The following is a 14132-nucleotide window of genomic DNA, read 5'->3' on the forward strand; positions in this document are numbered from 1 at the left end:
AACATGGAAATGAAAAAACTGCATGCCTGCATGTCTTTGACAGCAGCGATGGCGCTCTTTTGCGGTAACGTTTTCGCGCAGGAGCGCGTCTACAACATCGTTGAACAGGTGCGATCAAATGAGGTCCGGTTGACGGCCTCGGGCACTTTCGGCGCCGATCAAAACGTGGCCCACCTCACCGACGGCTCCGGCCTGCGCGACAGCCTCCACGATAACAACGGCAGCGCCTCCACCATGTGGCACACCGCTTTGCAGCCGGCAGCCACCAGTCCCGCGGCGAACGTGCCCGCGTTCCCTGCATGGGTGCGGTTCGATTTTTCGTCGCCCAAAACCTTCAATTCCCTGCTGATCTGGAACCACAACCAGGAAAGGCTCACCAACCGCGGGTTCCGCGCAACCAAACTGTACGGCACCACCGACGGGCAACATTGGCAGCTGCTGAAAGGGTTTGAACTGCCGGAAGCCAGGTCCCTCAACGGAAAAGCTTCCAAAATCGACATCCATGCCGCCACGCCTTTGAAAGCCGTGATCATCGCGGCGGAATCCAACTGGGGCGGCAACGTTTTCGGGCTGAGCGAAGTGAAATTCGAATCGGAAAAGAAACTGAAGGAGGCGGAGCTGCCGTTTCCGCAAGACTTTAACTGCACGTCCACGAGCATTTACCGCTATTGCAAAGACGGGAAGCCCGGCCGGGAAGTGACGCTGGGTTTTTCGGGGAACAGCCTGTATGCGGCGTCGGAAATCGAAGTCCTGGTAGACGGGCGGAAGGAAACCGCTGCGCTGCCGTTCAACAAATACGGCTACGAATCCGCAAAGCTCGTGCTGCCTTCGGGCGTAGGGGTCGACAAGGAGATCCAGGTGTTCGTGCAGCTCAGGGCGGGCAAGCGGGTGATGCGGAAATCGTTCATCCTTCCCAAACAAAGGCAATGGACCGTTTACATTTATCCGCATTCGCATGTAGACATCGGTTATACCAATACGCACGAGAACGTGGAGATCATCCATAAACGGAACCTCGTCAACGCCATCAAACTGGCCAAACAAACGGCCAACTATCCCGATGGCGCCAGGTACCTCTGGAACCCGGAAGTGATCTGGCCGGTGGAGCGCTACCTGAAAGACGCGTCGGCCGACGAGAAGGCCGAGCTCTTCGATGCCATCCGAAAAGGCCACATTCACCTGGATGCGGGGTACATCAACGATAATACGAGCGTTACGGCAGATGAGGAGTTCCCCGGGTTTTTCGGCGAAGCGAAGCGGATGGAAAAGATCACTGGCGTTCCCGTGCGCACCATCGTGCAGGTGGACGTTCCCGGGATGACATGGGGGATCGTGCCCCTGGCGGCGCAGTTCGGGATCAAATATGTGTTTGCGCCTTTCAACGGGTCAGACAGGACGGGACTGGCCGATAAAGTGAATTTCAAGCCGTTCTGGTGGATCGGGCAAGACGGGGTTTCGAAAGTACTGTTCCTCCAGCCTGGCGATTATACCCCCGGGGCAAGGGCAAAAGGGTACATGTTCTGGCCGTTGATGGCCGGACAGAAAGATCCGTCGAAGCTCATCCAGATCGTGAAAACCGACCGCCCGCGCGACCACTTTATCGACGGCTACTTATGGCCGAAACTGAAGGAGCTGGAGCAGGATGCGGACTATCCCTACGATCTGTTTCCCATGACCTGGGCGATGGCGGACAATACGCCCATCGACGCCGACCTTCCCGACGCCGTCAAAAGCTGGAATGAGGAATACGCCTATCCCCGGTTGGTGATTTCCAGCTCCACAGGCATCATGTCTGCCTTTGAAAAGAAATACGGCGACGTGATCCCGGCGTACCGCGGCGATTTCACGGAATACTGGACGGATGGCCTGGGCTCGGCGGCAAAGGAAACGGGTATGAACCGCAACGCCAAAGAGCGGCTGATACAGGCGGATGTGCTCTGGTCGATGCTGCGCCGCGGCGAAAAAGCGCCCCGCGCAGCGATGGACGAGGCCTGGCGGAATGTGCTGATGGGCTCGGAACATACCTGGTGCTACATGAACCCCAACCAGGAGGATATGCAAAACGCTATCTGGAAAGGGAAACAGGCTTTCTTCCGGAATGCCGAGGAAGGCAGCATCCGCCAGCTTGCACAGTCGCTGCAACCAGTAGCCGCCGAATCGTCGGGAACGGTGGCGGTCTTCAATACGCTGGCCTGGCCGAGAAGCGGGCTGGTCACGCTTTCCGGCAGCCAAAGCAAAGGGGTTTTATCCGTTGCGGATGAACAGGGAAAGCCGGTGAGCGCACAGCGGCTGAGCACGGGCGAACTGGTGTTCATGGCCAGCGGCATCCCCGCCTACGGCGCGAAAAACTATAAATTAAGCACACGCGCCGCAGCGGCTCCGAATTTGAAATTGGCGAAAGGGAATGTGCTCGATAACGGTGTGCATCGCATTACGATCGACCCCGTTACCGGCGATATCATCAGCATTAAGGATAAAAAAGGAGAGGAATTCGTGAACGATACGGATGCCAGCAAAGTCAACAGTTTCCGGTATTTATTGGGAAGTGGGAAGCAGGTAGCGGGCGGCCCGCAATATGCGGCGAACGCGGAAGGGGTGGTGCAGTCCGGGCCAAATGTTGGCGCGAAGGGCACCGGGCCGTCGAACGTCCGGTTGTCGATCAAGGAAAACGGGCCGCTGGTAGCTTCCATCCTCGTGGAATCGCAGGCAGACGGATGTAACGCGCTGACACGCGAAGTGCGCGTGGTGGCGGGCCAGGCGGAAATCGAAATTGAAAACTGGGTAGATAAGGTAGCCACCACCCGGAAAGAAGGTATCCATTTTGGGTTCGCGTTCAACGTGCCGGATGGCCGCACGCGGATGGATATTCCCTTTGGCGTGGTGGAAATGGAAGTGGACCAGTTGCCCGCCGCGAACCGCAACTGGATGGGGTTTCAGCGCTGGCTGGATATCTCGAACGGGCAGAAAGGCGTAACCTGGGTTTCTTTGGACGCGCCGATTTTTGAAAGCGGCGGCATGACCGCCAATATCATCGGCGGTGCGTTCCATTCGCCGGAATGGATACAGCGCTTGCCACTCAGCTCCACCGTGTATTCCTGGGCGCTGAATAATCACTGGCACACCAATTTCCCGCTGTTCCAGGAAGGGAAGATCCGGTTCCGTTACCGCATACTCCCGCATCAACATGCTTATGACGCCGTGAAAGCGAACCGCTTCGGGCTGGAGCAGGCGCAGCCTTTGGTGGTGGCGCCTGTCCGCGAGAATGTTAAGATAGGTTCGTTGGTAGGAGTGGACAATGAGAAGGTTTTCATTTCGATCGTAAAGACGGCGGCGGATGGCAAATCCATGATCATCCGGCTCCGGTCGGTTTCCCCGGCCCCCGAAAAAGTACGGCTCCATTTTCCTTCCTTCAAACCTGCTTCCATCCGGACTTGCATCGCGGATGAAACGCCCGGCGAGGAAACAGGGACAGACATCGATATGCTGCCTTACGGCATCACCACGCTCATCATCGAATAAAAACCGTAGCCCTTCATCCACGAAAAAGAAACGAAGCTTCCTTTTGCTTTGACAGGAACGGAACACCCGCGAGGTTGCCGAAAATGGCAATGTGGGCGCAATCGTGCCCGTTACCTCCGAATCCGCTTTTTTCCTATTTTTAACCCGGGACCAGCCAAAATTAAATCCGAAGGCACATCACTACGGGGGACATGCAATACAACACAGACATCGAGCAGGCGTTGCTGCGGCGGATCGCCGGGGGCGACGAACAGGCTTACCGGGTCATCTTCGACCGGTATGCAGACAGGATGTACGCCAATGCCCTTCACTTCACCAAATCCCCCGAGCTCGCCAAAGACCTCACGCAGGAGGTTTTCATCCGTGTATGGCTCCACCGTTCCCGGCTCACAGAGATCGACCGGTTCGACGGGTGGCTTTTTACCGTGGCCCGCAACGTGATCCGCAACGAGCTGCGTAAAAAGGTGCTCTCCACGGAGAACATCGAATTTTTGCAGGCGTATTTTAAGGACGGCAGTCTTACGCCGGAAGAGCGCCTGGAGTTCCGGGAGCTGGAAGCGCGGGTAGACGAGGCCATCGCCCACCTGCCGCCGCAAATGAAATCGGTTTTCCTCTATAGCCGGCAGGAAGGGCTGACGCATGAACAGATCGCGCAAAAAATGAATATTTCCGTCGTTTCATCCAAAACGTACATGGTGCGGTGCCTGCTCGCCATCCGGCGGCACCTCGGCAAAAACGGCGCCCGGCTGGGGCTGCTGCTGTTTTTGCTGTCGAAATAAAAAATATTTCGGCCGGCACGTCTTACCCCCGCCTCTTTTATTGTCTTTACTCCAACAAACCATGCATATGCACCCGTCCGAATTAGATTCGCTCCTGCAAAAGTTCCTGGAAGACACGATCTCCGAAGCGGAACTGGACGCCCTCCGCCGGCATTTCGCCGACGAGGGAGCGGCCAGCCAACAGGAAGCGGCCATCGAGGCCGTCCTGTGGAAAGCCCGCTTTACCGACGTGCTTCCGGGATCGAAGGAGGAAGCCTTCGCGCAGGTGATGCAGGCCGCCCGCGAGCGGGAATCCACGCCGCAAACGATCGTCCGCCCCCTCCGGCGCTGGTGGCCCGCCGCCGCTGCCGTGGCCATTTTATTGGGAGCCGGCATCTGGATGACTGCGCAGCGTTCCCAACGACAGCAAGGCGCAGTGGCGGATATCCGTTCCGGTGACGCGATACGCCCCGGCCGCGAAGGAGCCATCCTCACACTCGCCGATGGTACCGAAGTGGTGCTGGACAGCATGCAGAACGGGGTCGTAACCACGCAGGGCGCCACCACGCTCATGTTGCAGAACGGACGGCTTTCCTACGACGAAAAACACGATGCCGGCAGATCGGCCGATGCCATTAACACCATTGCCACGCCGCCGGGCCGGCAATTCCAGGTCGTGTTACCGGACGGCACCAAAATCTGGCTGAACGCCGCATCTACGCTGCGATATCCCGTCGCGTTCACCGGCGGGGAGCGGAAAGTGAAAGTAGAAGGAGAGGCGTACCTGGAAGTAGCGGCAGACGCCGCGCGGCCTTTCGTCGTGGATGTGGCCGGCGGAACGGAGGTCCAGGTACTGGGGACCAGCTTCAATATCAATGCCTATAAAGATGAGAAAGTGCAACGTACCACGCTGCTGCAGGGCAGGGTACGCGTGAAGGCCGCGGGCGGGGAGCGTATCCTCGATCCCGGGCAGGAAGCCGTGGCGGACGGCCAGCTTTCCGTCAACAACAACGCCAACCTGGCACAGGCCGTAGCCTGGAAAAACGGTGTTTTCCATTTCGAGAACGCCAGCCTCGAAACCGTCATGCGCCAGCTTTCGCGCTGGTACGACGTAGAAGTTGTATATGAAAAACAGGTGCCCGTGCTCACCTTCGGGGGAGAAATGGGCCGCAACCTGGAACTGAAAGACGTATTGGAATTCCTGGAAGGATCAGGGGTGCATTTCCGGATCGAAGGCCGGAAGCTGATCGTATCGCCCTGAGGGAATTCCGGAAGGTGACTATTCCCGCCGATTAACGGAAACGGCACAGCGCCGCTATTTTATCAACTAAACCTTTGCAAACAGCTATGCAATCAAACGCTCGATGCAACCGGTACGGGCATCGTATGCCCTGTACAGACGGCGGCTACCGCCGGTTGCCAACCAAGATCCATGTAACTGTCATCACCGCGATGCTATGGTTTTTCAGCATCGCAGCCTATGCGCAAAAGATCACGTACGCCGGTAAGAACGTGCCGCTGGAGAAAACGTTTTCCGTCATCAAAGCGCAGACCGGTTACCTCGTGGTGTACAGTTCCGGACTGTTGAAAGACGCGAAAAAAGTTACCGTGAACGCCAGCAATATGCCGCTGCAAACGTTCCTGGATAAGATATTCGAACAGCAACCGCTGAAGTATGTCATTAAACAGAACACCATCCTGCTGACCCCCAAAGCGCCATCTGCCGGTGTACCGGAAAAGGAAGCCGCCATCCGGGAAGAAATGGCCAGCGCGCAGGAGCAGGTCATCACCGGTATCGTGACCAATGAGCAGGGCGCGCCCATCCCCGGCGCCACGCTCCGCAGGAAAGGCGGCACCAATGGCGCCGTTACAGGCGAAGACGGCACGTTCCGGCTCAACGCCGGCAAAGGCGATATCGTGCTCGTGCAGATGATGGGGTTCCGTATGCAGGAAATTTCCATCGGCGGGCAAAGCACGCTGAAGATCCCGCTGCAGCCCGAAGCGGTAAACCTGGAGAACGTGACCATTTCCACGGGGTATAAGAAAGTCCCAAAGTACCAGCTCACCGGCGCCGCTTCTGTCATCACCGAAAAGGAATACGACCAGCGCGTGGCCGTTACCGGCAACTTCCTCGAAAGCCTCGAGGGTAAAGTGCCGGGGCTGGTGTATAACAGCCAGACGGGCGAGCTGTCTATCCGCGGTGTATCCACTTTCGATGCGGTGAAAAAGCCGCTGATCGTGGTAGACGGCTTCCCGACGGAGATCGACCTCAATACCATCAATCCCATCGACATCGTTTCCATTTCCGTACTGCGCGATGCCGCCGCGGCATCCATTTACGGGGTGCGCGCTTCCAACGGCGTGATCGTCGTGGAAACGCGGAGGGGCCAGGCCGGCAAAGCCCGCTTCAATTTCCGCGCCACCACCGCCATGCAGGCCGCGCCCGATTTCGGGTACCTGCGCTATGCCGGCGCAGGGGAATTCGCCGGGCTGCAGGAAGCGCAGTTCCGCAGGTCCAATCCCTCAGAATCCAGCTACACCATCACAGGAGGGCCGCCGGCACCGGTGTTCCAGATCCTGTTCGACGAAAAAGCCAACCGCATCACGCCCGCCATCGCCCGGCAAAGGCTCGATTCCATTGCAGGGTACGACAACCGCCGCGATTACGAAAACCTGTTCTACCGCTCCCGCGCCGCGCATAACCTCAACCTCGACGTGAGCGGCGGCGGTGAGAAAAGCACCTATCTCTTCGGTGTGAATTATATCGGCGAGAAGCGCGAAGGCATGAACGCGAAGAACGACCAGCTCATGCTCAACCTGGCCAATACTTTTCAATTGTCGCCGCGCATACGGATGGACTTCCGCAGCACATACGCCCATGCCGCATCCGGCCAGGGCGTGATCCCTTCGCTGACGGACTTCTATCCCTACGAACGCCTTACCGACGAACATGGCAATCCCGTTTCCGTTGTGCAGGGCCCCAACCGCGACTACCTCAACACCGGCACTTCGAAAGCCCGGAACGACCGGCTGATAGCCGCGGGGCTGTACGATCAGCTTTATTATCCTTACCGGCAGCTGACCGCCAATACCACCGATATCAAAACCAACTCGCTGAAAGTACAGGCCCGGCTGGAAGGGAAAATCGCTTCCTGGCTCACCGCGGAAGTGGGCGGGAACTACGAATACCTGCAGGGCGTTTCGAAAAACCTGTTGCTGGAATCGGCCTATGAAGTGCGCCAGCTGCTCAATATGAAAGCCACGAAAGACGCCAGCGGGCGCCCGCAGTTCATCGACGTACCGCAGGGCAACATCCTCCGCAAAACCGACCAAAATGCCATGAACTACACGCTCCGCGGACAGCTCAACGCCGATAAACGTTTCGGCGACCATGAGATCACCGGCATGCTGGGCGCCGAACAACGCAGGACGACCGCAGACGCCACGCTGGCCAGCTTCTTCGGGTACGACGGTCAAACGCTGCTCAGCAAGCCCGTCAACCTCCAGCGCGCATCCCTGTCTACCCGCCCCGCTTTTCCCGACGCGAACACGTACGGCACCGGCATGAACCTGGCGAATTACTTCAACGAAACCAGCAGCGACCGCCGCTTCATGTCGTATTACGCACAAGCCACCTATATCTACAAAAGCAAATACATCGCAACGGGCAGTTACCGGATCGACCAGTCGAACCTCTTCGGCGTGGACCCCAAGTATAAATACCGCCCGCTCTGGTCTACCGGCCTGGCATGGCGCATGCATATGGAGGATTTCCTGAAAGACAAAACCTGGATCAGCGAACTGAAGCTGAACGCCACCACTGGCCTCAACGGCAACGTGCCCCTGAGCAATAACGGACCGTTCCTCATCCTGCAATCGCAGCTCAATAATCTGTTCGACGTATCGCAGCCCGCGTATTTCGTGCTGACGCCGGAGAACCAGTCGCTCCGCTGGGAAACCACCCGCTCCTACAACCTCCGCCTCGATTACGGGTTCTTCAACAACCGGCTGTACGGCTCGGTGGATTATTACGTGAAGCGGACCAACGACGTGTTCGGGCAGTACGACGCCGATCCCACCACCGGGTTCAACCAGTACAACGCCAATACCGCCACCATCCGCAACAGCGGGGTAGACCTGCTCATTTCATCTGTGAACGCGCGCAGCCGGAAGTTCGAATGGCGGACCTCGCTCACCGCATCGCTGAACCACAACAAGGTGCTGGCGGTGAAAGCCACGGAATATGATAATTCTCAGAGCATCACCAGCAACCGCATCAACCGGAAAGGTTATCCGATGGATGCCTTGTTCAGTTATCATTACGGCGGCCTCACCAACATGGGCAAACCCTTCGTGAACGACCGGAAAGGCGGGCAGCATATCCTCAATTTCTACGGCGCGGCCGTGGTGGACGTCACGTTCGACGATCTCATTTACAACGGGACGGTTACGCCCAAATACGTGCTGGGCCTGAACAACCAGTTTACGGTAGGGGCTTTCGACCTGTCGTTCCTCTTCATGTATTACGGCGGCCACGTGATGCGTGTGGAACAGCCCAGCCCGGACAACCTTGGGTCTTACGCGTCGCCGCTGCTGGAAGGTTCCGCCAATTACTGGAAGCAGCCCGGAGACGAACTGGTGACGCAGATACCCGGATTTACGCCCGGCAGGGCGGCGGACCCGTATTATTTTTCGTCGTACGCCCGGTATGGCTACAAGTATGCATCGCAATACGTGCGCCGGGCCGATTACATCCGCCTGCGCGATGTGGTGCTGACCTGGAACGCCAATTTCGCTTTCATGAAGAAGGCGGGCTTCTCCCGCACGCAGCTGCGCCTGCAGGGGCAGAATATGTTCAAATACACGTTCAGCGGAAACGATATCGATCCGGAAGCCATCGACCGCGTGAGCGGCCGCCGCAGGCTGGAAGTACAGCCGCTGTACAGCCTTTCCCTTTTCACTAACTTCTAAGGCCCGAACATCATGCAATTCAAATATATTTTCCTTACGCTGGCAGCGGCCGCATTATCGGTGACGGGCTGCAACAAGTTCCTCGACGTAAAGCCCAAAGGGATCGTGATCCCCGATAAGGTGAACGATTTCCAGCTGATGCTGAATTCCCGGAACATGAACTTCAGCTATCCCACCGTACTGCTGGAGATTTCAGATGATTATTACGAAGAATTCGACGATCTCAGCACCGCGCCTTCCGCCAATGCTTACTTCTGGCGCGAAGGGCTGGACCAGAACGAACAGTCGGACCCCATCGCCTGGGGGCCACTGTACAACACGATCTATCACGCCAATGTGATCATTAATAACGTGCTGAAGGTGAGCGATGGCACCGAGGCCCAGCGGAAATCCGTGGAGGCCGAGGCGCTGGTGATCCGCTCGGATTGTTATTTCACGCTGCTGACGATTTTTGCCAAAGCGTACAATCCCGCTACGGCGGCGAAAGATCCCGGGCTGCCGCTGGTCACGAGCACGGATGTGACCGACAAAACGCCGCAGCGCGCGTCGGTACAGGTAACGCTCGACAGCATGCTCAACGCGCTGCATCGCGCCATTCCTTCCCTTCCGCTGACCAATCTCAACAAGCACCGGCCTACCAAATACGCCGCTTACGGCCTGCTGGCAAGGATCTACCTGTACATGCGCAACTTCCCGGAAGCGGGCAAATACGCCGACCTGGCGCTTTCCATGCAGCATACCCTGATCGATTACAACGATTATGTGGACGTATGGGACTTCCCGTCGATGGACTCCAACCCCGAAGTGCTGTGGCAGCGCGGTTCGCTGGATTATATGCTGCCGGCCGGCGGCAGGTTGCAGAAAAGCCTGGCAGACCTGTACCCGGATTCCGACCGCCGCAAAACCCTGCTGACGTACGAGTGGCCCGCGGGCTCGGGTTTTTATACCTATAACGCGGAGCCCGGATGGTTCAACTTCGGCAGCACCTTCCCGGAAATGTACCTGACGAAAGCCGAAGCGCTGGCGCGGATGGACCAGCCCGCCGCCGCCATGGACGTCATCAACCAATTGCGCCGCTACCGCATCGACACGGACGCATACGCGCCACTTACTGCCGCCAATAAAACCGATGCCCTGCAGAAAGTACTGCTGGAGCGCAGGAAGGAGCTCGCCTTCCGCGGGCAGCGATGGATGGATATGAAGCGCCTCGACCAGGAGGGGCTCATGCCGAAGGTGGACAGGGTGCTCCGCAGCACGGGAGCCGTGCAGGCCACCCTGGCGCCGGGCGACAAAAAGTATGTTTTCCAGATACCCGCGCGGGTACAGCAATTCAACCCTGATATCATTTTAAATGACCGCTAATATGCCAGTAAATATGAGAAAACTCATGCTTTGTTTCGCGTCGGGCATCGTTCTGCATGCCGCCGCATACGCCCAGAAGGGCACCGCCGCCCTTGCGGGCCAGCTCAAACAGGACGATATCACCACGCCGTTGCATATCCGCAACACGGAAGGTGCCGACCTGACCATTCCCGTGGAGGCCGATGGTTCATTCAGCGGGAAGATCAATATCCCCGCAAAGGGTTTCTATGATGTGTCCGGCATCGGGAATGTATACCTGGAACCGGGATATGCGCTCAACATCGCTTATGCGCCCGACAGTACCTACCGTTTTACCGGCAAGGGCGCGGTGGAAAACAATGCTTTCGTAACCGCCAGCAAAATGCTCGGCAATTACATCGCCCTGGGCGAAGAAACCCTGCTGGCGCAGCAATCGCTGTATATCCCTATGCCGGAGTTCCTCGCCAAACTGGACGCGTTCCTGGATGGGGGGAAGAAGGAATTCGCCAAATCGTCTAACGCTTCGTTCCGGGAGCTCGCGGAGAAAGACCTGGCGTTTTATGCCAAATATGTGATGCACATGTATGCCATTTATTATGGCACCGACCTCGTGAAACAAGCGGAATTCTACAAGTACATGCAGTCCGGCGACAGGGCCGATTCGAATTACCAAAAGAAATTCCGTGCGCTGGACTCGGCCCAGCACGTAAAACGGCTGACCAAGGAAGAAAAGGCGAAACTGGCGGACCTGTACGATGTGCAGTGGGATAAAAACGATGCGCAGCTTTTTAAGCAGTCGTACTGGTACCGGTACATGTTATCGTCGCACCTGTCGGCGCTGCAGTGGGGGAAATACCGTGATCTGTGGATGGCGGAAGGAACGGGCCGCGACCGGCGCAGCCTCATCGATCTGACGATCGTGCAGCATGAAGTGAAAGATCCTTTCATCCTGTCGAACCTCCGGCACCGGCATGTTACCAACGCCTTGAAAATGCTCGGCGACAAGGCGCTCCGCGATAGCTTGTACCAAAATTATATGGCTACCGTAAAACGCGCGGATTACCGGAAAGCGGTGGAGGAAATCTACGCCAACGCCAACACTTTCGGCGATAATAAACAGGCGCCCGACTTCACGTACGAAGACATCAACGGCAAAAACGTTTCCCTGCGCGATTTACGCGGGAAGTACGTGTACATCGATGTGTGGGCCACCTGGTGCGGGCCCTGCAAAGCAGAAATCCCGCATCTCGAAAAAGTGGAAAAAGCTTTCCATGGAAAAAATATCACGTTCGTGAGCCTGTCGGTCGACAAGCAATCGGATAAGGGAAAATGGGTGGATTTCGTAAAGAACGGAACGCTGAACAGCGTCCAGGTGCTGGCCGATAAGGATTTTAGTTCCGATTTCGTGAAGAAGTTCAACATCAACGCCATTCCCCGCTTCATCCTCATTTCGCCGGACGGCAAAATCGTGAGCGCCAACGCGCTGCGGCCTTCCGATCCGAAGCTGAAGGAAATGCTGGAAAAGTTGCTGTCGAAAGGATAAGCGCCATCAGGTGCATGTTAAAGGCCGGTCTTGTGACCGGCTTTTTTTTTTGATCATCCGGACCGCATCTTCGTATCACCGGGATTTTCAACGGTAATCCGGCGCCGTAAACGCCATAAGGTGTATCGTAATACTAGGGTGTTGCCCGCTCGGAAACTTTCAGAAAAAGAAAGGAAAATTGTCGCGCCGGTGCTTATATTGTGCATGTGGATGAGGGCCAACCGTGACAGTGAACAATTATTTATCCGAGACTATGGTGCATTTGTTAAGACGGATACAGGAGGAAGACGACCAGGCGGCGTTCAGGGAATTGTACCTGTCCCTTGCACCGCAACTCCTCAAATTCGCCTACCTGTATATCAAAAGCAAGTTCATTGCGGAAGAAGTAGTGAACGATGTTTTCCTGCGCCTCTGGCACCGGCGGCAGCACCTCGACGAGATTTCAGATCTGAAGGTATACCTGTACGTCGGCATCCGGAACGGGATTTCCAATTACTTCACCCGGAACAAGGAATGGGAGCATGTAGACATCGACACCGTATCGGACGTAGCCCTGGAGCTCGCCATCGATCCGGAACAGCAGATGATTTCCTCCGAATTGCGGAACCGGATCGAAACCGCGGTGGCTGGCCTGCCGCCCCGGTGCCGCGTTATCTTCAAACTGATACGGGAAGACGGGCTGAAGTACCGGGAAGTAGCGGAAATCCTCAATCTTTCCGTGAAAACGATCGAAAACCAGGTCACCATCGCCATCCGGAAGATCGGCGACGAAATATATTTGCGCACGGGCGAAGGCCGGCCGGCGGAGCGTTCTTCCAATATTTAAACGCTTTTTTGGGGGTAAAGGCAAAAAAATGTGTCTAAACGACAGCAGAACTTAATTTTGAAATGACAGCAAAGCAACAGCGGATCGATATATTATTGGCAAGGCATATGGCAGGCGAGATCACGCCGGCCGAGCGGGAGGAGCTGCAGCAATTGCTGAAAGGCCACGCCGACACGGCTTTTGTGATGGAAGTGCTGAACGCTGTGCAAACCGTTACGCCAGGCCGCGACCCGGAACTGGCCGATCCCCAGGTTTGGGCGGAAAGAAGCTGGTCTTCGCTCGAAGCCGCCATGAACGCACCCGCAGCGCCGGCAGTCCCGCAGGAAGCCGCGCCCGTTGCGAAAGTCCGCCGGATGCGGCCGTGGTATTACGCCGCCGCTGCCGCGGTCATCGCCGTTGCGGTAGCCCTTCCGTTCCTGTTCAGGGAAAACGCCGCCATGCCGCACGAAGCGCAGCGCAACATCGTCATCGCGAAAGGGGAGCGCACGAGCCTCAGCCTGCCCGATGGCACCAGGGTTTGGGTTAACGGCGGCAGTAAACTGTCGTACGGCGAAACGTTCGGCAACGGCAACAGGGAAGTGTGCCTGGAAGGGGAAGCCTGCTTCGAGGTGGCGCCCGATGAAAAACGGCCTTTTGTGGTCCGTACCGGAAATATGGACGTCCATGTACTGGGGACCCGCTTCAACATTAAAGCCTACCCGGAAGACGGGCAGGTGCAAGCCGTGTTGCTGACCGGCAAAGTCAAATTAACCCTCCGTAATACCGCCGGCGGCCAGGAAAAAGACCTGTTGCTCGCACCGGGCCAGAAAGTGACGCTCGGCACCGTGGCCGGGGAAGGGGTGGCCGATACGGAATTGCAGCTTCCCATGGAAGTAGGGGCCGTGAACCCGGCCGATTGCGACGAAATCGCCTGGATAAACGACCGGCTCGTGTTCCGGGATGTTCCGTTCCGCGCGCTCGCCCGGGACATGGAACGCTGGTATGACGTGAAGATTCACCTTGAAGACGCCGCGCTGGGAAAAGAACTGTTCAGCGGCGTGTTCGACAAACAGGATATCAACGAAGCTTTGAAGGCGCTGCAGATCGCAACTCCTTTCACCTATACCCGGAATGGGGCAGACGTGTATATCCGCAGGTAGTTCAGTATCAACCAATGGAAACGTATGAGCGCGCG

At 57.1% G+C, this 14132-nt stretch carries 8 protein-coding genes; all 8 read left to right on the forward strand.

All coding sequences use genetic code 11. The features are described from left to right. Nucleotides 1-30: 30 nt before the first annotated feature. The 8 genes from ACQKLP_RS08705 (at nucleotide 31) to ACQKLP_RS08740 (ending at nucleotide 14097) form a co-directional block, all read left to right on the forward strand. Nucleotides 31-3519 (forward strand): glycoside hydrolase family 38 C-terminal domain-containing protein, encoded by a 3489-nt coding sequence (locus ACQKLP_RS08705; RefSeq protein WP_427321996.1) that lies wholly within the window; start codon nucleotides 31-33, stop codon nucleotides 3517-3519. Between the two features lie 191 nt (nucleotides 3520-3710). Beyond that, complete coding sequence (locus ACQKLP_RS08710) at nucleotides 3711-4298, forward strand: RNA polymerase sigma factor (RefSeq protein ID WP_427321998.1); 588 nt, start codon at nucleotides 3711-3713, stop codon at nucleotides 4296-4298. A 67-nt stretch (nucleotides 4299-4365) separates the two neighbouring features. Continuing rightward, a complete protein-coding gene (locus ACQKLP_RS08715; RefSeq protein ID WP_427322000.1) occupies nucleotides 4366-5538 on the forward strand; it encodes a FecR family protein in 1173 nt (390 codons plus the stop codon). Between the two features lie 125 nt (nucleotides 5539-5663). Beyond that, nucleotides 5664-9248 carry a SusC/RagA family TonB-linked outer membrane protein gene (locus tag ACQKLP_RS08720; RefSeq protein WP_427322002.1) on the forward strand — a complete coding sequence of 1195 codons (3585 nt, stop codon included), beginning with the start codon at nucleotides 5664-5666 and terminating at the stop codon, nucleotides 9246-9248. Nucleotides 9249-9260: 12 nt separating this feature from the next. After that, nucleotides 9261-10610: a RagB/SusD family nutrient uptake outer membrane protein gene (locus tag ACQKLP_RS08725; protein WP_427322004.1), complete on the forward strand. Its 1350-nt coding sequence runs from the start codon at nucleotides 9261-9263 to the stop codon at nucleotides 10608-10610. Nucleotides 10611-10623: 13 nt separating this feature from the next. Then, entirely contained in the window at nucleotides 10624-12132 is a 1509-nt protein-coding gene (locus ACQKLP_RS08730; protein ID WP_427322006.1) for a TlpA family protein disulfide reductase, read from the forward strand. A gap of 253 nt (nucleotides 12133-12385) precedes the next feature. Then, nucleotides 12386-12958 (forward strand): RNA polymerase sigma-70 factor, encoded by a 573-nt coding sequence (locus tag ACQKLP_RS08735; protein WP_427322008.1) that lies wholly within the window; start codon nucleotides 12386-12388, stop codon nucleotides 12956-12958. Between the two features lie 62 nt (nucleotides 12959-13020). Next, the gene (locus tag ACQKLP_RS08740; protein ID WP_427322010.1) at nucleotides 13021-14097 is read left to right on the forward strand and encodes a FecR family protein; all 1077 of its coding nucleotides are present in this window, start codon (nucleotides 13021-13023) and stop codon (nucleotides 14095-14097) included. Nucleotides 14098-14132: the final 35 nt, after the last annotated feature.

It is taken from the genome of Chitinophaga sp. NPDC101104 (assembly GCF_050277495.1).
Taxonomy (GTDB): Bacteria; Bacteroidota; Bacteroidia; order Chitinophagales; family Chitinophagaceae; genus Chitinophaga.